We start from the raw sequence: 20,742 nt of genomic DNA, 5'->3' as shown, positions 1-20,742 counted from the left end.
ACCAGCCCGCGAGCTACTTGAAGCTCGCCCCCACAAGGCCGCGAGTGGCGGCAACGAGCTTCATGGGCTCCTTCGACTCAGCCGGCGGAATGTAGACCGCCACCGACTCGGCGAAGTTCATGACCATGCCCGTGCCGGTCTCCTTGCCGCCCGCGAAGACGGCGGATTCATCGTTCAGCAGCAGCTTGTCACCCTCGGCCTTCGGGCTGCCGTCCAGCGCGAAGTCCAGGCGGCCCACAACGAGCGCCCCTCCATCAGAGGTCCTGAACACCACTGTGGCCTCGGGAATGACCTTGTGGGTGAACGTGAAGTTGCCGTTGACGCCCTTCTCCACAGTGTCTGCCTGATAGGCGAGCGTGCCGGCGATGTAGGGCGAGGAGGTGCTCTCTGCCAGCTTGTCCTTGAAGGCCGAGTCGGCATTGGTCAGGCGATCGGCCAGGCCGTTCAAGGCCTCGCTTCCGCTGTACTGCAACTCGGCTTTGTCGTCGGCAGCAACCGTCGAGGTACCGCCACGGGGAATTGCGGGGAACGACGTTCCGGGCTGCAACGGTGCCGTGCTCGTGAGCTTGTAGTTCTCCCGGGGGGCGGCCTGTACCAGCGTCAGTACCTGGGGAACGACATTGCCCTCGCCTTCGGTTACTGCAATAACGGAGCGCGGCCAGGACCGCTGGCTGCTGACCACACTGGTCAAGAGCTTGCTGGCCCGGACCGGCATACGAGCCTCGTAGCTGCCAACCTGGGAACGGATCTTGTAGTTCTGGGTGCGAACCTGGAGCTCCATCCGGTCTACGCGCGGCTCGAGCTTGGTCGCGTCCTTGGCAGCATCACCGGCTGCGACGGCGCTGGACACCTGTTCCAGGATGCGCTTGAGCTGGGAATCCAGCACAACCGGAGCATCGGCAGGGGCAGGGGATTCGCTCGAATTATTCGTGGGCGACGGCTCGGGTGTCTTGCTTGCCTGGGCAGCCACGGCCGTGCCCGCCACGAGCACGGTGGCAAGGGCAGCCGCCAGGGCAGGAACGCGCCGTACCCTACCGTCCTTGGAGGAAGCGCCCTTGGAAGCGGCGAATCCCGAAGCCGTCTGCACGCCCGAGGTCACCTCGGGATTGAATTCTTCCGGAGTTCCCGATCCGGTTCCCGATCGGCCAGGCGAGCCCGGTCCCCGGCCTTTACCCAGCAGCGATGCGAGGAACGGCAGGGCAGCACCGGCGAGGATGATGATAATGCCAAGCACGATCAGGGGAACGGCCAGCGGAGTGGTCGCATTATTGGGGAACGTCATGGACACCGACGCCGGCGCGGCCTTGGTGCCGTCGCTGGCCAGCAGGAGTGACCACTCGCCGTCGGCCGGCGGATTCCACGTGTAGTCGAGTTCGCCGCTGGCGTTCTCGACGCTGACCCAAAGGTCGGATGCGGCGGGCGACGGCGCTGTGGCCTCGCCTTCGCTATGCCCCACCTGGAGGGCCTTGTTGTCTTCGGATACGCCGGAAACGGTGTTGTGCGCGGTCTTGCCGACCCAGGCGGCGACGTCATCCGGACGCCCGGCCGCCAGGACGAAGTTTCCTTCCCCCTTGACGCTGATCTTGACCGGTTCGCCGTTGAGCGTGCGAAGCTTTTGGTCGATCACCGTCAATGGAGCGGCCTTGGTGTCTGCCGGTGCCGTTGCCGTTACGGTTTCGGCGGGGGCCCAGAAGGTCAGCTGGCCGATACCGGCCAGCAGTGTCAGCAGGCCAAGCAGCACCAGCGATACTGCAGTCTTCAAGCGCACAGGAATCCCTATCATCAGCGGTTGTTGAGGTTCAATAGTAACCGTTTTGTTACCAAGCCCTCAGTTGAGTGTCCCCTTAGGCCCCCTCCAGACCACACCTTCCGGGCTCCCCAGGCCCTCAAATCCGCGGTCCTGATAGTGTTTGCGATGATCATCACACCGGCCTTGCCAAGGCTCCGCGGCGAACTGAAAAGGCAGTAGACACCAGTGACAGAGCAGAGCGATCCGACCCTTCGCGAACGGACCGACGGCGCCACGAATCCTGAGAAGGGTGACGGCCCAAACCACCCTCCCGGAGCCCTCCTGGCCGTACTGCGTCGCCTGCGCCGACCCATTCCCGGCGCCCAGCCCAGGGTGCGCTTCGAGATGCCGCCCGAAGAAGAGGATGGACTCGCGGCGGGGGCCGAGAAGCAGGATTTCGGTTCGCCGGGTCCACGGATGTCCGCCCAGCACCCCGTTTACGTAGGGTTCATGGGAACGGTGGGAGTGGGCGTCGCGCTGCTGCTGTATTACATCGCGATGAACACTACCCAGCTGCTCCTCTGGATCGTTGCAGCCCTGTTCATCGCCCTCGGGCTCGACCCCGTGGTCCGCTGGCTGGAGGGCAAGCGGCTGCCGCGCCCCATCGGCATCCTCGTTTCCGTCTCGGCGCTATTCCTTGCCGTCATCGGCTTTTTCGCCACACTCATTCCCACCATCGTGGAGCAGGTCTCAGAGCTGGTGCGGCAGGCACCGGATTGGATTCGGGGATTCCTGAACTCCGAGTTCTTCCTCACGATCGACGCCCAATTTGGCGTGCGAAACCGCATCACCGAAGAACTGGACAAGTTCGTGAACAATCCCGAAGCCATGGGCGGCATTTTCGGCGGGGTCCTGGGGTTCGGAACCACGGTGGCCAACGCGCTTTTCGGCGCCCTGATCGTCCTGGTCCTGAGCCTCTATTTTCTTGCGGCCCTTCCGGCCATGAAACGGTGGGCTTATCGTCTGGCCCCGCGTTCCCGCCGCTCCCGCGTTCAAGCCCTGTCTGAGGCGATCACGGGTTCAGTGGGAAATTACGTGATCGGCCAGGCCTGCGTTGCCTTGCTGAATGCGACCTTCGCGTTCATCGTGATGTCCATTCTTGGGGTCCCATTCAGCGTGCTGCTGGCCTTCGTTGTGGCCCTGCTTGCCTTCATACCCCTTGTTGGCGGCGTTATCGCGGGCGTAGTGGTGATCCTCGTATCCCTGACCCTCGGCTGGCAGACGGCGCTGGTCTTTGCCATCTGCTACTTCGCCTACCTGCAGTTCGAGGCGTACTTCATCTCACCCCGCATCATGCAGCGGGCCGTTGCCGTGCCGGGAGCCGTAGCCGTGATCTCCGTGATCGCCGGCGGAAGCCTGCTGGGCGTGCTCGGCGCCCTGATCGCGATTCCCACAGCCGCTGCCGTGATGTTGCTGATGAAAGAGGTCTTCATCGCAAGGCAGGACAAGCATTAGGCAACTCGTGCCTAATGCTACGGCGCAAGAAGGTTACGCCGGAGCGGTTGCCACCGCGCCCGTCCATTCCTGGGCGAGACCGCCCGGTCCCGCTCCGGCCTCTGTGACGTCGTCGATAATCTCGTTCAGGACACGGGCGGCATACTTTTCTCCCACCCACAGGTGTTTGGCACCCGCGATGCCCACCACTCGCGCCTGGGGCACGAGGGCAAAGCGTTCGGCAGCTTCAACCGGCCGCAAATAGTCATCGTGTTCAGGAACGAGGACGGTGAGGGGCTTGCCGGCGGCTCCCCACTCCTTCAGGTGGACGTCTGTTGCCCGGTGCAGCGGCGGAGACAGGAGAACAGCGCCCTCAATCGAGGATGCAACAGGCTCTTCGGCCCCGTACATCAGCGCAAGTTCGGTGCCGAAGGACCAGCCCACGAGCCAGCGGTTGGGAAGTCCGCGTTCGACGGCGAAGCGCACCGCGGCCTCGACGTCGTAACGCTCCCCGATCCCCTCTTCAAAGCTGCCTTGGCTGGTGCCCCTCGGCGAGGAAGTGCCGCGCGTGTTGAAGCGCAGGACCGCGATCCCCGTCAGGGCCGGGAGGCGATACGAGGCCTTCCGGTAGACATGGGAGTCCATGAATCCGCCGTGGGTGGGCAGAGGGTGCAGGGTGATCAGGGTCGCCGTAATCGGACCGGACTCGGGGAGCGCCAGTTCACCGACCAGGAGCTTGCCGTCTTCGGTGACAAACTCCACGTTCTCGCGCCGTGCAGGGAGGACCGTTGATGCCCGAATAGGGGTCGGCGATTCCGACGTGCTGAAAACGAGCGAGGAGGGGTCGAAAGTCATGCCTCCAAGCTTAAGCCAAGGATTTAGCGGTAGCGGTAAGTCCTGGACGCCCAGCAGTTCGTGTGCCAGTGCCGGCGTTCGGCCAGGCCGGCCGCCTCACCGAACAGGTGGTCATCGGACCACACAACCAGATGCGCAATTCCCGGGAGGATCGCCGTCGAGCAGCCAGGGCAGATGTATTGCTTCTCTGCGTTCCTGGCGGTCATGGTGCGGACCATCCAGTCGCCGTCGGGGGCGCTTTCATGTCGCGCTATGCCGGCACGCGCCCGCTCAAGGTCCAGTTCCGGAGCAGTTTCCGGGCGGGCCCTTCCGCCCTTTCCGGAAGCGGGACGGCGCGGGCGGTTAGAACGGGGCATTCCTCTATTCTGCCGCAGGCGGGCAGCGGGAGCCGGTAAGGTTGGCCGGGTGCGACTCGTCATTGCCCGTTGTTCTGTTGATTATGTTGGCCGGCTCAAAGCCCACCTCCCGCTAGCTACGCGCCTGCTCCTGGTGAAGGCCGACGGCTCGGTCCTGGTCCATTCCGACGGCGGTTCCTACAAGCCGCTGAACTGGATGAGCCCCCCGGCAACCCTGCGCGTGGCCAGCGCCGACGACAGCGTGGTGGAGGAAGGGGTCGTGGAACAGTGGACCGTCCAGTCCGCCAAGACTGATGACCGGCTCATCATCAACATCCATGAACACCTGCATGACACCTCACATGAGCTTGGCCTGGATCCTGGGCTCATCAAGGATGGCGTGGAAGCGGATCTGCAGCGGCTCCTTGCCGAGCAGATCGAGACGCTGGGGCCTGGCTTTTCACTGATCCGGCGCGAATACTTCACGGCGATTGGTCCCGTGGACATCCTCGCTCGCGACGCCGACGGCGCGACTGTGGCGATCGAACTCAAGCGCCGCGGCGACATCGACGGCGTCGAGCAACTTACGCGGTACCTGGAACTGCTCAACCGGGATCCCCTTCTCGCCCCGGTACGCGGCATCTTTGCCGCCCAGCAGATCAAGCCGCAGGCCAAGGTCCTGGCCAACGACCGCGGTATCGACTGCGTGACCCTTGACTATGACGCCATGCGCGGAGTTGATGACAGCGAATCCCGCCTCTTCTGAAACCGCCCAGGAAAGCCGGTCCTAGAATCGAGTTATGACTCCCCCCGAACAGCCCTCAGCGCCATCTGACGCTACCCGCGAGCTCGTTTTTGGCACGATCGTCACGGACGGGCGGGTGATCGAGGACGGGATCCTCGCGGTCGAGGGCGATCGGATCGTCCATGCAGGACCCGCGACTGATTTCGATATTCCAGCCTTCGGGGATGCCGGCCGAAGGGTCTTCCCGGCGGGCTGCTACATCTTCCCCGGGTTCGTGGACCTGCACTGCCACGGGGGCAACGGCGGAGACTTCCCCGAGGGCGAGGAAACCTCAGCGCGGAAGGCGATCGACTTCCTGCACCGTTCGGGCACCACGACTTTCCTGGCAAGCATGGTGACCGCACCCCGGGAAGACCTCCTGCGGGGCATCCGCCTCTTCGTCAAGCTCGCGGACGAAGGACTCATTGCTGGTATCCATCTGGAGGGACCTTTCCTGTCCCATGCCCGCTGCGGAGCCCAGAACCCGGCCTACCTCCTGGACCCGGATCCTGCCCTCATGGAGGAACTGATTGGAGCCGCCGCCGGAAAGCTGGCCACCATGACATATGCGCCGGAACTGCCCGGAGCCGGAGCATTGGTGGACCTGATGACCTCGCATGGCGTCACTCCCTCACTGGGCCACACAGACTGCGATGACTCTACGGCTGCAGCCTCGCTGGCAGCCGCCAGGGAAGGGCTCGAGTCTGCCGGGTTCGACGGCGTGAGTTCGCTCCCCACCGTGACCCACCTCTTCAACGGGATGCCCCCAATGCACCACAGGGCCCCCGGCCCCGTGGCGGCCTGCCTCCGAACGGCACAATCGGGCAAAGCCGTCGTGGAGCTGATCGCAGATGACGTACACCTTGATCCACGAACAGTCGCCACGGTGTTCCAGCTCGTGGGAGCCGCGAATATCGTGCTCGTGACGGATTCGATGGCAGCCGCGGGCCTTTCTGACGGAAGCTACATGCTTGGCCCCTCCCCCGTAACCGTGCAGAACGGCGTTGCCACCCTTGACGCCACAGGCTCGATTGCCGGGGGCACGGCGACCATGCTGGACGTTGTCCGGTGCACGGTGGCTGCGGGGGTTGGCCTCGCTGATGCGGTCTTCGCGGCCACGGCTGTCCCCGCTGCCGTCCTGGGAGGGTCGGATGAGATCGGGGGCCTTCGGCGAGGACTCTGTGCTGATGCCGTTGTGGTGGACCGGGATATTGCCCTGGCCGGGGTCCTCCGCCACGGCCAATGGTTGTCCTAGGTATTCCGGTTGGCGTTTCCAATCAACAAGCTGCCTGCCGGGTTTACCTTTTCTTTACATAAAATTTAAGTGCTTTTCTGCATTAGACCGTTGACCTCCTGCATTCGCCATGAAAGTCTAAGAGCAGTCTTTGTGTAGGTGTTTTTCATGCTCGCAAGACGTGTTGCGAGCGTGAAGCTCCTGCAACACCAGCCAGTGTTATCTGGTTGGGGGCCAGGTCTTCTCGCGGAGTAACCAAAGTCGGCACGCGGTGTGCTGGACTTAGAAATGTTCCACAATGAGGAGAAATAAATGGCACTGGGAACCGTCAAATGGTTCAACGCCGAAAAGGGCTTTGGCTTCATCACCCCGGACGACTCCGATGGGGATGTCTTCGTTCACTACTCTGAGATCCAGACCGGCGGATTCAAGACCCTCGATGAGAACCAGCGCGTTCAGTTCGAGATCGGCCAGGGCGCCAAGGGACCGCAGGCTACCGGCGTAACTGTCGTCTAGCATGAACCCTTGATTCTGCAACTGCAGATTCATCCAGTACGCAGGTTTCGGCATTTATGTCGGGGCCTGCGTATTGGTTTAAGCGCAGAAACAACACAAACTTTGTCATGAATGTTTACAGGCTAAATTAGTGGGTCAGGCAACAAGCTTCCTCAGCAGGCGTGCTGAATGCCTGACGGAGAGTCCCGGGAGATAGGCCCGGGTCAATGCCCGGCCCATGGCGGGTAATTGCAGCGGGTCCTGATAAAACATGTAGAGCGTCCGATAATCCGGCTGGAAGCGGGACTTGAAAGTCGCCAGGGAACGGAACCCGTAGACGGGTTCCAGGGCGTGCCCCACCACGTCCAGTATCCCGGCCAGGCCCACAGCCTGGCGCTCTATCTCGCCACGTTCACTATCCTCCGGACCCCTCGCCAGCGGAGACCCCGAGAGCGAGATCCTTTCCACAGAGGAACGAAGTTCAAGGACTGCAGACGCGATCAGGAATTCCATGACGCCGGGGAATCCATCGCCCCTCCGCCTCATGAAGTCCAGGGTCCAGCTCACTACTTTGCCCTCTTCATAGACAGGCAGCCAACTGGTGACCCCGTAGACCAGGCCGTCTGCATCCACGGCCAGGCAACAAAGGACGTCCTCGTCCATGAGTTCATCCACACTCCCCAATGTGAAGCCCATCTCGGGGACTTTTTTCTGGGCGGCCCACTCCTCGGACACCTCACTCAGCTGCGCGCGCAGATGCTGTGGCAGGTGGGAGTATTTGCCCCAGACCGCCTCGATCCCCATTTTCCTGGCGCGGTTCAGTGCCGTGCGAACGTTTTGCCACTCCTTGCCCTTGAATTCCAGCGAGCGTATGTCCAGCCGTGTCTCCTGCGCTACGGCAACCCGCTGGAAGCCGCGCGCCCTGAGCATTGGCCAGAGTTCGTCGGTGCAGGAGTAGAAGCAGGGCACAAGGGCATGTTCGGCGCAGTACTCCATGAACTCCGCTGCCGCCGCCGCATGTTGATCGCGTCGGCCGAAGGGTCCGGCCAGGGTCAGCGCCACGTTTCCATGCTGCTGATAGGCGACCGCGGCCTCCCCGCTGCGACTGAACCAGTATTTGTTTGGTTCCCAGAGGGCCATCCAGGACAGCGAGTCACCACCCCGCTTCACGAGGGACCTGGCCCTCGCCCGATCGTCGTCCCCGGACAACGTCCCATGGTGGCGTCGAAGCAGTAACAGCCAGACAGCGGCCAGCGCCACCAGCCAGAAGATTATTCCGGACCAGGAAAACAGAAACGATTCGAGGGGATCCCGGCCGGCGAAGATCCTGTTGTAGGAGCCCGGGATCGGCACGGGCAGGTATTGGCGGGACAGTTCCAAAAGCAGTCCCTGCCAGCCGCCGTCGCGCGTTAAGCCCCCGGCCGCGAACCAGGTAGCTGTGTACGCACCACTCAAGAACAACCATGTTCCCGCTACCAGCCACACCACCCTTCTACGCAGCCGGGCCCCCGATTCCACCCGGAAGTGTCCCCGATACGCAAAGAGGAGGACGGCCAGGACAAGCGGAACCAGGACAAGGGGCAGGATGTGGACAAAACCGGAACTGAGCAAGGCCCGGTGCGGCCGGCCCGAGTAATTGGGGATCATGGCAAATAGCGCGAGATACACGGTGGACAGGGCGACGAGGCCCAGCTGCATAAAGACAGCAATCCGGGCCGCCATCCGACGGCCTCGCCTCATGCCGTCCGCACAAATGAGCAGGAGCACGATGGGAACCACGGCCAAGGCCAGCCCAAAGGGCCCGTTGTAGGGCTGGCGTCCCAGCTCAAGGCAGCTGACGTCGACGCTGCCTCCGCAGTTTGCTTCGAGCTGGGTCAGTGTCGGCAGCGGGTTGAGGACCACGTCACGGAGGAGCGCCAAGGGCCCCGCAGGGCTCTTGGCGACGGCGGTCAAAATAGGGCCTACTGCGAAAATGGCCACCATCAGGGCCAGTAGATTACGGACCTCGCGTCCCGTGGAGCGGTGGAGGTGCAGCGTTCCGTGATCGCTCTGGATCCAGAATCCCACGGCCAGGCCGCTGAGGGCACCAAGGAGCCCGACTACTGTTTCCGCATGGCCGATGTACAGCACAAGCAGGAGGGCTATCGAGACAACAGCCGCGCGGAGCCGGCGTTGCCAGAGCGCCGGAAGCAGGCCGCTGGCGGCGAGCGTGGCGGAAAGGACCGCGGCGTAGGGACCGATCAGGCGCGTCTCTGCCATAGAACCCAGCCACCCGTCGTCGGCGTAACGGGCCAGCTGGGTAATGAGCAGGTAGACAGTAAGACTCACAAACTGGCCACCGAAGAAGGCAGCCGCGGTTGCGACCGTGCCAAGGTTCCGCTCTGCCAACCCCAGCAGGACCAGGATCATCAGGCTTGCCGTCACATAGGCGAGGGGGTTTGTGGCAAAGAACAGGGACGTCCAGATGGACCACCATTCTCCGGCCTTGAGCCCGCCCAGGCTGACGCCCGCATGCCGAAGCAATGACTCTGGAGGACCGCCGAGGAAGCTTCCCGTCACGGCAGCGGTCCCGAGGAAGATGAACAGGACCAGAAGGGTGAACGGTGTGGACCGGAAATGGTCCAGGGCGCGCCGCATCGCCGTCCGGATCATGAAAGAGAGCGATGCCGGAGTTGCCTCGGCCAAACTCATTCCTGGATCCCCCAGCGCGCCGCAAGGAATCCGAGCGCATCCGCCATCCCCATTGATGGCGCATCCCAGGAGTGGCCAGTGTTGGCTATTTCCGTCGTTTTAACGCTGAAACCGGCATTGCGGGCAGCATTCGCCAACAGGTTCATATAGCCGATGAATTCCGGATCCCGGGCTCCGGCGCCGAAGTACACCGCGCTGCCCGGATAGCGTTTCTGCGCCATGAGCGTCAGGGGCGTTTGTTGGTCAAAGGCGGCCTCGTCGTCGCCATACGCAGCCTCTATAGTCTTTCGGCGCTCCTTCGCCAGGGCCGGTTCCTTCTCGCTGGAGAAAGCCAGGATGGAAGTGAAGATTTCGGGATGGCGCGTGCCCATCTGCATGGCACATGTCCCGCCGAAGGAGAAGCCTCCGACAGCCCACTTTCCGGGATCGGCGTCGACGTCAAGGTTCTGCCTGATCCAACTGGTCACGTCCTGGGACAAATAGGTATCGGCCTTCGCGATCCTGCTGTCCAGGCACAGCGTGTTTCCGTCGGGGGTGCCGTTGGGATCGGCCACCACCACCACCGGGGCGATTCCGTTATGGCTGGCCGCGAAGCGGTCCATATGGCTTCGCAGCGCCCCTCCCGTCAGCCAGTCGGACGGCGCGCCGGGTTGGCCCGAGAAGAGCACAAGGACAGGAAGCGAGGGACGCTGGGCAGCCTGGTAGGCCGGTGGAAGGTAGATAAAGGCGTCCCGTGCCTCAAAACCGGAAACAGTCCCGGGAATGGAGGCCTTTCGGAGGATGCCGTCCGTCGGCAGGTCATCAGTGGGATGCCACTGGGAAAGGGGCACTGCTTCGGCCGGCGCAGGCTGCCGCTTGAGGCTTTCCTCGAGGGGTGGAATGCGCGCCACTGCAGTTCCCATCAGGTCACCGAGGGTATGGTGCAGGCCAAAGTACCCATTGATCTGCACCGAAGAAAGGAGCACCACACCGAGGACCGCAACCACACCGGCTGCGCGTCCACGCCAGGAAGCGCGAGGGATCCTCAACAACAACAGGAAGAGGGCGGCCACCGGCGGGATTGACCACGCCAGGACCTCCGGGGGAAGCTCCGCCGGAAAAGTGGAGGTCACGAATATCAGCAGCCAATGGACCAGCAGGACGGTGCCCACTGCCAGCAGCACGGCCGCACCAACGTATAGCGGCCATTTCCCGGACCGGCGCCACAACAGGAAGAGTGCACCGCCAATACCCGCGAGGATGCTGAACCACCACAGCGGCCCGTCCACTAGACTGAGGTCGGCTAGGAAATCCACGGATAAGAAATCCACGCTCAGCGCCAGGTGCCAACACCGATGACGGGACCGGCCTCGAGCCACGACGATAGCCCTGCATAGGCGTCGAAGTTCATGGCCAGCAGCACGGTCTCGCCTTCGTGGCGCAATTCGACAATGACGACGTCGGGCTGCACTTTGACGAGTTCATCGTCCGATGGCTTGCGGCGCCCCAGCAATTCGAGTGAACTCCGGCGGAACCTGTGCTTGGGACGCACACTCAGGGACAGCAGCCGGAACCATTCGAGCTCCGTGTCCTGATAACGACAAACCCCCATCTGCCAGCCATGATTGGCCATGCGGATGGAGGCGTCGACCGTGCCCAGGGCGCGCCGCAGGTTATGGCGGCGCACCCCAAACAGGCACAGTGTAAAAATCAGCAACGAAAGCGCCGTTGCCAGGGCGATGAACGGCAGTAGAGAATCGTCCATCAAGGTAGTGCTATCGGATCCCCGCTGTAGCCGCGTCACCCATATTGGCGTTGTCAGCAACAATGACCACGCGGTTGTTGTCTACGGAGAAGAAGCCACCGTCCACAGCTACCGAGATGCGGTCACCGGAAACCGGCTGGATTGCCAGCTCGCCCTCGGCCAGAATGGCCAGGACGGGCGAGTGGCCCGGCAGGATTCCGATTTCACCATCACTGGTGCGGGCCTTTACCATTTTGGCCGCTCCGGACCACACGAAGTGGTCCGCCGCGACAATCTCAACCTCAAGTTCAGCCATGCTACTTGGTCTGTTCCTGGATCTTGGCCCACTGGCGCTCGACGTCATCCAGGCCACCGACGTTGAAGAACGCCTGCTCCGCGATGTGGTCCAGCTCGCCGTCGCAGATGGCTGCGAAGCCTTCCACAGTGTCCTTGATGGACACGGTGGAACCCTCGACGCCCGTGAACTGCTTGGCAGTGTAGGTGTTCTGGGACAGGAACTGCTGGATGCGGCGTGCACGCGACACGACGATCTTGTCCTCTTCGGACAGTTCGTCGACGCCGAGGATCGCGATGATGTCCTGGAGTTCCTTGTTCTTCTGCAGGATCTGCTTCACACGGACAGCCGTGTTGTAGTGGTCCTTGCCGATGTACTGGGGATCCAGGATTCGCGAGGTCGACGTCAGCGGGTCGACGGCCGGGTACAGGCCACGCGATGCGATTTCACGGGAAAGTTCCGTGGTCGCGTCGAGGTGCGCGAAGGTGGTGGCCGGCGCCGGGTCGGTGTAGTCGTCAGCGGGTACGTAGATGGCCTGCATGGACGTGATGGAGTGGCCCTTGGTGGAGGTGATGCGCTCCTGGAGCAGACCCATCTCGTCAGCCAGGTTGGGCTGGTAGCCGACGGCGGACGGCATGCGGCCGAGCAGCGTGGAAACCTCGGAACCGGCCTGCGTGAAGCGGAAGATGTTGTCGATGAAGAGCAGCACGTCCTGCTTCTGGACATCGCGGAAATACTCCGCCATCGTCAACGCTGACAGCGCGACGCGCAGACGCGTTCCAGGCGGCTCGTCCATCTGGCCGAACACAAGGGCGGTGTCCTTCAGGACGCCTGCCTCTTCCATTTCGACCCAGAGGTCGTTGCCCTCACGGGTACGCTCGCCAACACCGGCGAACACGGAAGTACCACCGAAGTTGCGGGCAACACGGGTGATCATTTCCTGGATAAGAACGGTCTTGCCCACGCCGGCGCCGCCGAACAGGCCGATCTTGCCACCCTTGATGTACGGGGTGAGGAGGTCGATGACCTTGATGCCGGTCTCGAGCATTTCCGTGGAGCCCTCGAGCTGCGCGAAGGACGGTGCCTTGCGGTGGATGGGCCAGTAGTCGGAAGCCTCGATCTCGGATTCAGCAACGTCCAGCGGCTTGCCGAGCACGTTGAAGATGTGGCCCTTGACGCCGTCGCCCACGGGCACGGCGATAGGGGAACCGGAGTCCACGACGGAGGTGCCGCGGACGAGTCCGTCGGTGGCCTGCAGGGCAATGGCGCGGACGAGGTTGTCTCCCAGGTGCTGGGAGGTCTCGAACGTGATGGTCTTGGTCGCACCGTTGAGAGTGATCTCGGTGGTAAGTGCGTTGTAGATCGCGGGGATTGCGTCAGCCGGGAATTCGACGTCGACAACCGGGCCAATAACACGTGCAATGCGGCCGGTGGCACCGGCCGTTGCGGCTACGTGTTCGGTAGCAGTGGCAGTCATCTCTCTCACTTCGCTCAGTAGATGGCGTGGGGTTAAGTTTATCTATTTGGTGCAGGGCGGCTTATAGCCAAAACCTCAACCGGTCAGGACGCCAGGGCGTCGGCACCAGCCACGATTTCGGAAAGCTCCTGCGTAATTTCGGCCTGGCGGGCCGTGTTGCGCAGACGCGTGTACTTCTTGATGAGATCGGTCGCGTTGTCACCGGCCGACTTCATTGCCCGCTGCCGGGCGGCAAGCTCGGAGGCCGCCGCCTGAAGCATGGCTGCGAAAAGTCGGGATTCGATGTAGCGCGGAAGCAGGGCATCGAGGACCTGCTCGGGTTCCGGCTCAAATTCGTACAACGGCAGCAATTCGGCCTCAGAGGCAGCTTCCTCTTCGACAACCTCGAGCGGAAGCAGGCGGATGACCGTCGGCTCCTGCGTCACCATGGACTTAAAGCGCGTGTATACGACATGGATTTCATCCACGCCGCCGTCTTCAAAGCTCGTGGCAAAGTCTTCCAGGAGGGCAGTGCCGATCTCCCGCGCAGTCTCGAACTGCGGTGCATCCGTGCTGCCGGTCCATCCGCGGGCGTACTGGCGGTTCCGGAAGTCGAAGTACGCCTGGGCCTTACGGCCGACGAGGTAAGTCTTCACTTCCTTGCCCTCTGCACGGAGAAGCTCGTTAAGACCTTCAGCCTGCTTCAGCACACTTGCCGAATAGGATCCTGCGAGGCCACGGTCCGAGGTGATTACCAGGACGGCAGCCCGACGGATCTGCTCCGGCTCGGTGGTCAGCGGGTGGTCGATCTCGCTCTGGCTAGCGACAGCAGAAACGGCACGCGTGATCGCGTTCGCGTAAGGCAGTGAAGCTGCTACGCGGGCGCGGGCCTTGCCGATGCGCGAGGTAGCGATCAGTTCCATCGCCTTGAAGATCTTGCGCATCGACGTCGTCGAGCTGATCTTCTGGCGGTAGACCCGGATCTGGGCTCCCATACTTATCCTTTCCTAAGATCCCGTTGGCCGGGACTGCCGGAAACCATCAGGTTTCCGGCAGTCCCTGCCAGCGAAACTAGCGCTTCTGCCTGACGATTTTTTCCTGGTCAACCTGCGCCTCATCGATGGCCTCGTGCTCCTCGTGTCCGGCGCCAACCAGGTGGTTGTCGCCTTCGCCGAAGAAGCCCTTCTTGAAGTCCACGATCGAGGTTTTCAAAGCAGCCACGGTGTCATCGTCCAGCACGTTGGTCTGTGCCAGCGTCGTGAGGATGGAGGACCGGCGCTTCAGGTGCTCAAGGAAGCCGGCTTCGAAGCGGTTGATGTCCTCAACCGGAACGTCGTCCAGGTAACCGTTGGTGCCTGCCCAGATGGAAACAACCTGGTCCTCAATGGGGAACGGCGAGTACTGGCCCTGCTTGAGCAGTTCCATGAGGCGTGCGCCTCGGGTCAACTGCTGGCGGGAAGCGGCGTCGAGGTCCGATGCGAACATCGCGAAAGCCTGCATGTCGCGGTACTGCGCCAGGTCCAGCTTCAAGGTACCGGAGACCTTCTTCATGGACTTGACCTGTGCTGCACCACCAACGCGGGACACCGACACACCAACGTCAACAGCAGGACGCTGGTTGGCGTTGAAGAGGTCGGACTGAAGGAAGATCTGGCCATCGGTGATGGAGATCACGTTGGTCGGAATGTAGGCCGAAACGTCGTTCGCCTTGGTTTCGATCAACGGCAGACCAGTCATGGAACCGGCACCGAGCTCGTCGGAGAGCTTGGCACAACGCTCCAGGAGGCGGGAGTGCAAGTAGAAGACGTCACCCGGGTAAGCCTCGCGTCCCGGCGGACGGCGGAGCAGCAGCGAAACTGCACGGTAGGCCTCGGCCTGCTTGGACAGGTCATCAAACACGATCAGGACGTGCTTGCCGCCGTACATCCAGTGCTGGCCAATGGCCGAACCTGCATAGGGTGCGAGGTACTTGAAGCCGGCGGGGTCCGATGCCGGGGAAGCCACGATGGTGGTGTACTCCAGCGCGCCGTTGTCCTCGAGGGTCTGGCGAATCGCCGCAATTGTGGACGCCTTCTGGCCGATGGCGACGTAGATGCAGCGGACCTGCTTGGTCACATCGCCCGAAGCCCAGTTGGCCTTCTGGTTGATGATGGTGTCGATCGCGATGGCGGACTTGCCGGTCTGGCGGTCACCAATGATCAGCTGGCGCTGGCCGCGGCCGATCGGGATCATGGCGTCGATAGCCTTCAGGCCGGTCTGCATCGGCTCGTGGACCGACTTACGCTGGGTTACGCCAGGAGCCTGGAGCTCCAGGGCACGGGTGGTCTCGGCCTTGATCTCGCCGAGGTCGTCAATCGGAACGCCCAGCGGGTCGACGACGCGACCGAGGAAGGCGTCACCGACCGGAACGGAAAGAACCTGTCCGGTGCGGTGGACTTCCTGGCCTTCTTCAATGCCGGTGAAGTCACCGAGGATAATGACGCCGATCTCGCGGACGTCAAGGTTCTGGGCCAGGCCCAGCGTGCCGTCTTCGAAGCGAAGCAGCTCGTTCGCCATGACCGAGGGAAGACCCTCAACACGGGCGATGCCGTCACTTGCGGTGGTCACGCGACCAACCTCGACGCGTTCTGCGTTTCCGGGTTCGTAGGACGCCGCGAACTCGTTCAACGCATTACGGACGTCGTCGGCGTTGATGGTCAATTCGGCCATCTGCAGTCCCTGCTCTCCTGTTTCGTGATCATCGTTGCTCACGATGACCGGTTTTTTGTATCAGTTAGTTGTGCTTGTCCCGCTAGCCGGCGAGTTGCCGGCGGAGCTCGCTCAGGCGGCCGATGACGGAAGCGTCAAGCACTTCGTCGCCAACCTGCACGCGGATTCCACCAATCAACCGAGGATCAACGTTGATGTTGATCTTCAGCTCGCGGCCGTACAGATTGTTCAGCCCCGCCTGGAGGCGGCTGGCCTGCGCATCCGTCAATGGACGGGTGACAGTGACGGTTGCGATCCAGCGCTGCTGGCGCTTTGCCGCAAGCCCCGCGAAGTTCGCCACAAGCTTTGCCGGCTTATATCCGCGTGGGTTCGATACTGCCTGGGCGATGAGAACCTTGGCTTCCTGGCTTGCGCCAGGAACCAGTTTCTCTGCCAGGGCGATCTTCGCTGCGGCAGATGCCTGCGGCTCAGACAAAGCACGCTGTACCTCGTGGCTGGAAGCAACGGCCTGGTTGAAGGCAAACAGATCGTTTTCCAGCGCTTCCAGCCCCGTGATTCCGGAGGCAGAAACGGCCGACTTGTTTTCAGCTACGGCGATGACCACCGTTGCGGCAAGGGTCTCGAGTGCATCGCCGATATCACGAGCCGAAGCCCAGCGTGAGCTGGCCAGTCCGGCCGCAATGTCCGCAGCATCAGCGGAGACTTTCCCGCTTAGGAGCTGCTTGACCAGCGCCGACTTTTCTTCTCCACTGCGGGAAGGGTCAGTCAGGGCGCGGCGCAAGCCGGCCGAGCTGTCTATTGTGCCCAGGATGCTGAAGAGTTCCTTGGCCAACTGCAGCGAAGCGAACGGAAGCCTCAGTTCCAGCTCGTCCAGCGCCTTGGTCAGCGATTCGCTCGATACGCCTGCCATTATTTAGCTGCACCTGCGCTCTGGGTCTCCAGTTCAGCCAGGAAGCGGTCCACAACACGTGCGGCACGCTCGTCGTCGTCCAGTGCTTCGCCAACGATGCGGCCGGCAAGCGTGGTTGCCAGCGTGCCGACCTCGGCGCGTAGCGCAACAACGGCGGCCTGGCGCTCGGACTCGATCTGCGCGTGAGCCTGCTCGGTGATGCGTGCAGACTCAGCTGCGGCCTTGGCCTTCAGCTCGGCAAGGATCTGGGCGCCTTCGGCGCGTGCTTCCTCGCGGATGCGGTTGGCTTCGGCGCGGGCGTCCGTGAGCTGCTGCCTGTACTCTTCAAGCGCAGCAGAAGCTTCGGCCTGGGCCTTCTCGGCCTTCGCGATGCCGCCTTCAATCGCCTCGGCGCGCTCGGCGAACGTCTTCTCGAACATCGGGACAACAAACTTGACCACGATGTAAAAGAGGACAGCAAAGCCGGCAAGGACGACGCCCATTTCCCAGAGGTTGGGAGCAAGCGGGTTGGCTGCCGCGGCGCCTTCAGTGGCGGCTGAGATGATCAGCTGATTCATATTTCACCCGTCCTATCTACTCGAATGTGGATTTTCGCTTGTTCCGGCTGGCTTAGCCGAGAACGAAGGCGAAGACCAGACCCAGGATGGCGAGGGCTTCAGTCAGCGCAAGGCCAAGGAATGCAATCGGCTGCAGGACGCGCTGTGCTTCCGGCTGACGTGCCACACCGTTGATGTACGCGGCGAACACGAGACCCACACCGATACCACCGCCAATGGCGGAGAGGCCATAGCCGATGAGGTTGAGGGAGCCGTTGATGGTGCCTTCCATTATTCTTCCTTTCAAGATGCCATCTCTGTGGCAGGTTGTTTGGGTTGCTTCATCCCCGCGAGGGGAAGTTTGATGGGTGCCTAGTGGCTTTCGGCGTGCAATGCGCCTTCAATGTAGATGGCGGTCAGCAGGGTGAAGACATAGGCCTGCAGCGCCATGATGAGCGCTTCGAGCATGTACATGGCGATCGCACCGGCAAGGACCAGAACCGACGTGCCCTTGAGAAGGACGTTTTCCTGCATGACGAGGAATTCGATTCCAGAACCCGCGATCATAACGATCAGGTGCCCGGCCAGCATGGTGGCGAACAGACGGAGGCTGTGCGTGACCGGACGGACCAGGAAGTTGGAGATGATCTCGATCGGAATGACGATCGGCAGGATGTACCACGGGACGCCCGAGGGAACGGTAGCCAGCTTGAAGTACTTCAGGCCGTTCTTCTTGATGCCGATGCCGATCCAGGTGACGTAGACAATTCCTGCCAGCACGTAGGCGCCACCGACGTGGGAGAAGCTAGGGAGCTGGAGCAGCGGGACGGCGCCGTAGATGTTGTTCACCAGGATGAAGAAGAACAGCGAGAACAGCAGCGGGACGTACTTCATGAAGTCGCGGCCGCCAATGATGTCCTTGGCGATGCTGTTACGGACAAAGCCGTAAGCCATTTCACCGGCGAACTGCAGCTTGCCGGGAACCAGTTGCTGCTTGCGTGCAGCGAGGATGAAGAATGTAGCGATAATGACGACAGACAGGATGACAAGCAGCATCTGCTTGGAGAATCCGTCGTGTGCACCCCAAGGCAGGATTGCCGGCAGGTGCATTTCTTCGATTCCGGGAGGAGTGAAAGTCCCTGAATCCTGGGCCGGGAGCGCAAGCGCGATCAACGCGTTTCCTCTCTGCTGTGTCCATCATTGGGCGTTGGTAGGATTCGGGCAGCAGTCACTGCAGCCGTCTTCCCTGTGAAATTATTAGGCATTGCTGTTCCCGTCCTGGGACGGATCGCTGTCTGTTTCGCTCTCGCCAGCAGTGGACCGAAGTCTGGTGTGGCCGTGCATATGGGAAAGATAGAACCCTCCTGCAGCTCCAAGCAGAGCGCCAAGGAGCACAATCCAGCGGGTCCCCCACAGATTATCCAGACCCCAGCCTATCAAACTCCAGACTATGATTCCGCCAATTATGTAGCTGAAGACAGCCATCCCGGCGTTGTATCCGGAGTCGTTTTTGGCGTCTCCGGACGACGGTGCGCCCCGCCGGGGCTTGCCGTTCGGGGAGCCGGAACCGCGACCGTTGCTAGGGGTGCTCATCGTCATCCCCTTTGCTCGGTGCGGGGTCGTTATAGAGCTGGAGCTTGGCCTTGCTGAAGCCGTAGATCTCGGTGGCCTGCCAGGCAACGACGGTGACGATGGCGCCGATCAGGAACCAGCGGTCATGCAGCCAGTCCGGCGTGCCCAGGACGAAAAGCACCACGGCGAAGCCGACGACCTTGACGAAGTAGGTAGCGACGAAGAGTCCCACTGCTCCAGATGGATTGTTCCTGCCGACGTAGTGGCCGATCAGGAGGCTGATGGCGAAGAACAGCATGACGAGGGCAGCGCCAAAGGCGGCGGACAGCGTTCCTTCAACCCCGTTCAGGAAGGCGGCAACAACGGAGGTGGCCGCAACGGCGATGACTGCCGCCGTCGAACTTAGGACCAGCAGCCCCATCCATAGCGATTTAGCGGTTCCGCGAACGCCGACACCGCGTGGACGGGACTGCTGTCCGTCGGCGCTGGAAGTCATGGGGGTGCCAATCGTCGTGGCTGTAAGCCAGTTCTCAGTTGTGGGGAGCGAGCGAGTGAATGTCCGCCCTTGAATTCTACATGAGATAGAAGACATCCGGGAACGAATGACGGTGAAGCCCGGCCCAGCGCTAGCCTCCCGCCGGAGTTCCTCGCCGCGTGAAGTACGGCCACGCCGTCACGACTGCCATCACCAGGGCTGCTGCAATCACAACGGTGACGACCATCTGCCACGGGAAGATCGCAAGGGAAACACCGCCAAAGGCGAGGATGCATGTCCACACGTACATCATCAGCACAGCTGTTCGGTGTGAATGGCCGATGTCCATGAGCTTGTGATGGAGGTGTCCGCGGTCTGCGGACCATGGGGAGCGCCCCTTGGCTGTGCGCCTGACTACGGCAAGGCCCAAATCAAGCAAGGGCAGGGACAGGACAGCGAACGGCAGGAGGATCGGAATGATTGTGGGAATACCGTTTGCGCGGTCGTAAAGGCCCGAGCTGATCTGGCCTGTGGACACGATACCGGCCGAGGCCATAAGCAAGCCGATCAGCATGGCACCCGAATCACCCATGAAGATCTTTGCCGGAAACCAGTTGTGCGGCAGGAAACCCACGCAGCTGCCCACCAGCACTGCCATCAGGAGCGTGGCCAGGTCGGAGTAATCAAGCAGGACTGCGTTCCTGTGCACCCAGTAAGCGGCAATGAAGAACGCGATTCCGCCGATCGCCGCCACGCCCGCAGCGAGCCCGTCCAGCCCGTCAATGAAGTTCACCGCGTTCATCGTGGTGACGATCAAGACAGCGGTCAGCACGATCCTCAGCAGCTCCGACTCAATCCTGATGGGCTCAGGGATGAACGGGATGATGGACATTCGGACACCCCAGACGGCTACGATTGTTGCCGCCGCGGCCTGTCCAAGGAGCTTGATCCACCAGCGGATGTCCAGGATGTCATCCGCGACTCCCACGATTACGATGACTACTGCGCCGATGAGGATGCCCCACGGGGCGAAATTGTTTCGGAAGATGTCCTTGACGAAGAACGAGTTACTCGCCACGACAAGGGCCACGAGGCAACCGGCGAACATTCCCAGCCCCCCCAGCCGGGAGATCGGCTTGGAATGCATGTCACGGCTGCGGATGGGCATGAACAGGCGGAACCGTTCGCCCAGAAGGCGTGCGCCCCACGTCGCGAAGTAGGACACCACAGCCGCGGTGAGCATCATGAGGGAGTACATGATCACAGGGCGGCTCCTGGGGAGTTGGTGTCGGAAGGATCTGCCCAGGACTGAACGGTACGGGCTTTCGGTCGCGGCATGGCTGTGCCATGTGTCTGATCTGGACTCAATTTTGTGCGAATCGACTTTCGATGGATGACTCGGCTGCCGGCCAGGGCCCGCGCCCCCTGCGCACCGCCGAATATTGCTGT

At 62.1% G+C, this 20,742-nt stretch carries 21 protein-coding genes; 4 read left to right on the top strand and 17 right to left on the bottom strand.

The genetic code is table 11. The features are described from left to right. Nucleotides 1–13: 13 nt before the first annotated feature. The gene (locus tag J7E82_RS10655) at nucleotides 14–1,783 is read right to left on the bottom strand and encodes a hypothetical protein (RefSeq protein ID WP_214862579.1); all 1,770 of its coding nucleotides are present in this window, start codon (nucleotides 1,781–1,783) and stop codon (nucleotides 14–16) included. A 288-nt stretch (nucleotides 1,784–2,071) separates the two neighbouring features. On the opposite strand from J7E82_RS10655, the gene J7E82_RS10650 reads away from it, so the two are divergent. Further along, entirely contained in the window at nucleotides 2,072–3,244 is a 1,173-nt protein-coding gene (locus J7E82_RS10650; protein WP_251041751.1) for an AI-2E family transporter, read from the top strand. Nucleotides 3,245–3,277: 33 nt separating this feature from the next. Here the strand turns inward: J7E82_RS10650 and J7E82_RS10645 are convergent, their stop codons facing one another. Beyond that, a complete protein-coding gene (locus J7E82_RS10645; protein ID WP_214862577.1) occupies nucleotides 3,278–4,078 on the bottom strand; it encodes an alpha/beta hydrolase in 801 nt (266 codons plus the stop codon). 23 nt (nucleotides 4,079–4,101) lie between these two features. Then, the gene (locus J7E82_RS10640; RefSeq protein WP_214862576.1) at nucleotides 4,102–4,434 is read right to left on the bottom strand and encodes an ATP/GTP-binding protein; all 333 of its coding nucleotides are present in this window, start codon (nucleotides 4,432–4,434) and stop codon (nucleotides 4,102–4,104) included. 49 nt (nucleotides 4,435–4,483) lie between these two features. Here J7E82_RS10640 and nucS point away from each other — a divergent pair, with 49 nt between their 5' ends. The 3 genes from nucS to J7E82_RS10625 all read left to right on the top strand — a co-directional run bounded on the left by nucS (nucleotide 4,484) and on the right by J7E82_RS10625 (nucleotide 6,947). Then, complete coding sequence (gene nucS / locus J7E82_RS10635; RefSeq protein WP_214862575.1) at nucleotides 4,484–5,179, top strand: endonuclease NucS; 696 nt, start codon at nucleotides 4,484–4,486, stop codon at nucleotides 5,177–5,179. A 34-nt stretch (nucleotides 5,180–5,213) separates the two neighbouring features. After that, nucleotides 5,214–6,452, top strand: coding sequence for an N-acetylglucosamine-6-phosphate deacetylase (locus tag J7E82_RS10630; protein WP_214862574.1), 1,239 nt, complete (start codon nucleotides 5,214–5,216; stop codon nucleotides 6,450–6,452). A gap of 291 nt (nucleotides 6,453–6,743) precedes the next feature. Beyond that, on the top strand, nucleotides 6,744–6,947 hold the full coding sequence (locus tag J7E82_RS10625; protein ID WP_018776337.1) for a cold-shock protein: 204 nt from the start codon (nucleotides 6,744–6,746) through the stop codon (nucleotides 6,945–6,947). A gap of 135 nt (nucleotides 6,948–7,082) precedes the next feature. Here J7E82_RS10625 and J7E82_RS10620 read toward each other — a convergent pair whose 3' ends face one another. From J7E82_RS10620 to J7E82_RS10555, 14 genes are all read right to left on the bottom strand, one after another. Continuing rightward, nucleotides 7,083–9,617: a bifunctional lysylphosphatidylglycerol flippase/synthetase MprF gene (locus J7E82_RS10620; protein WP_214862573.1), complete on the bottom strand. Its 2,535-nt coding sequence runs from the start codon at nucleotides 9,615–9,617 to the stop codon at nucleotides 7,083–7,085. After that, the gene (locus J7E82_RS10615; RefSeq protein ID WP_214862572.1) at nucleotides 9,614–10,912 is read right to left on the bottom strand and encodes an alpha/beta hydrolase family protein; all 1,299 of its coding nucleotides are present in this window, start codon (nucleotides 10,910–10,912) and stop codon (nucleotides 9,614–9,616) included. Before J7E82_RS10615 ends, J7E82_RS10620 begins: the two co-directional genes overlap by 4 nt. A 17-nt stretch (nucleotides 10,913–10,929) precedes the next feature. Then, entirely contained in the window at nucleotides 10,930–11,361 is a 432-nt protein-coding gene (locus J7E82_RS10610) for a DUF2550 domain-containing protein (RefSeq protein WP_214862571.1), read from the bottom strand. A 10-nt stretch (nucleotides 11,362–11,371) separates the two neighbouring features. Continuing rightward, nucleotides 11,372–11,656: a F0F1 ATP synthase subunit epsilon gene (locus J7E82_RS10605; protein WP_214862570.1), complete on the bottom strand. Its 285-nt coding sequence runs from the start codon at nucleotides 11,654–11,656 to the stop codon at nucleotides 11,372–11,374. A gap of 1 nt (nucleotide 11,657) precedes the next feature. Next, nucleotides 11,658–13,112 (bottom strand): F0F1 ATP synthase subunit beta, encoded by a 1,455-nt coding sequence (atpD, locus tag J7E82_RS10600; RefSeq protein WP_214862569.1) that lies wholly within the window; start codon nucleotides 13,110–13,112, stop codon nucleotides 11,658–11,660. A gap of 83 nt (nucleotides 13,113–13,195) precedes the next feature. Further along, entirely contained in the window at nucleotides 13,196–14,086 is an 891-nt protein-coding gene (locus J7E82_RS10595) for a F0F1 ATP synthase subunit gamma (RefSeq protein WP_214862568.1), read from the bottom strand. Between the two features lie 76 nt (nucleotides 14,087–14,162). Further along, a complete protein-coding gene (gene atpA / locus J7E82_RS10590) occupies nucleotides 14,163–15,800 on the bottom strand; it encodes a F0F1 ATP synthase subunit alpha (protein WP_214862639.1) in 1,638 nt (545 codons plus the stop codon). 82 nt (nucleotides 15,801–15,882) lie between these two features. Beyond that, complete coding sequence (locus J7E82_RS10585) at nucleotides 15,883–16,710, bottom strand: F0F1 ATP synthase subunit delta (RefSeq protein ID WP_214862567.1); 828 nt, start codon at nucleotides 16,708–16,710, stop codon at nucleotides 15,883–15,885. Beyond that, nucleotides 16,710–17,267, bottom strand: coding sequence for a F0F1 ATP synthase subunit B (locus tag J7E82_RS10580; RefSeq protein ID WP_214862566.1), 558 nt, complete (start codon nucleotides 17,265–17,267; stop codon nucleotides 16,710–16,712). The genes J7E82_RS10585 and J7E82_RS10580 overlap by 1 nt, the downstream gene beginning before the upstream one ends. A gap of 52 nt (nucleotides 17,268–17,319) precedes the next feature. Continuing rightward, nucleotides 17,320–17,538: an ATP synthase F0 subunit C gene (locus tag J7E82_RS10575; protein WP_214862565.1), complete on the bottom strand. Its 219-nt coding sequence runs from the start codon at nucleotides 17,536–17,538 to the stop codon at nucleotides 17,320–17,322. An 80-nt stretch (nucleotides 17,539–17,618) separates the two neighbouring features. Next, nucleotides 17,619–18,419 carry a F0F1 ATP synthase subunit A gene (atpB, locus tag J7E82_RS10570; protein ID WP_214862564.1) on the bottom strand — a complete coding sequence of 267 codons (801 nt, stop codon included), beginning with the start codon at nucleotides 18,417–18,419 and terminating at the stop codon, nucleotides 17,619–17,621. A gap of 84 nt (nucleotides 18,420–18,503) precedes the next feature. Next, complete coding sequence (locus J7E82_RS10565) at nucleotides 18,504–18,839, bottom strand: hypothetical protein (RefSeq protein WP_251041734.1); 336 nt, start codon at nucleotides 18,837–18,839, stop codon at nucleotides 18,504–18,506. Beyond that, a complete protein-coding gene (locus J7E82_RS10560; RefSeq protein ID WP_214862563.1) occupies nucleotides 18,826–19,314 on the bottom strand; it encodes a hypothetical protein in 489 nt (162 codons plus the stop codon). Before J7E82_RS10560 ends, J7E82_RS10565 begins: the two co-directional genes overlap by 14 nt. A gap of 130 nt (nucleotides 19,315–19,444) precedes the next feature. Then, nucleotides 19,445–20,557: an MraY family glycosyltransferase gene (locus J7E82_RS10555; RefSeq protein WP_214862562.1), complete on the bottom strand. Its 1,113-nt coding sequence runs from the start codon at nucleotides 20,555–20,557 to the stop codon at nucleotides 19,445–19,447. Nucleotides 20,558–20,742: the final 185 nt, after the last annotated feature.

The organism is Arthrobacter sp. ISL-30 (assembly GCF_018613855.1).
GTDB lineage: Bacteria > Actinomycetota > Actinomycetes > Actinomycetales > Micrococcaceae > Arthrobacter.
This window is presented reverse-complemented; position numbering and strand designations above follow the sequence as displayed.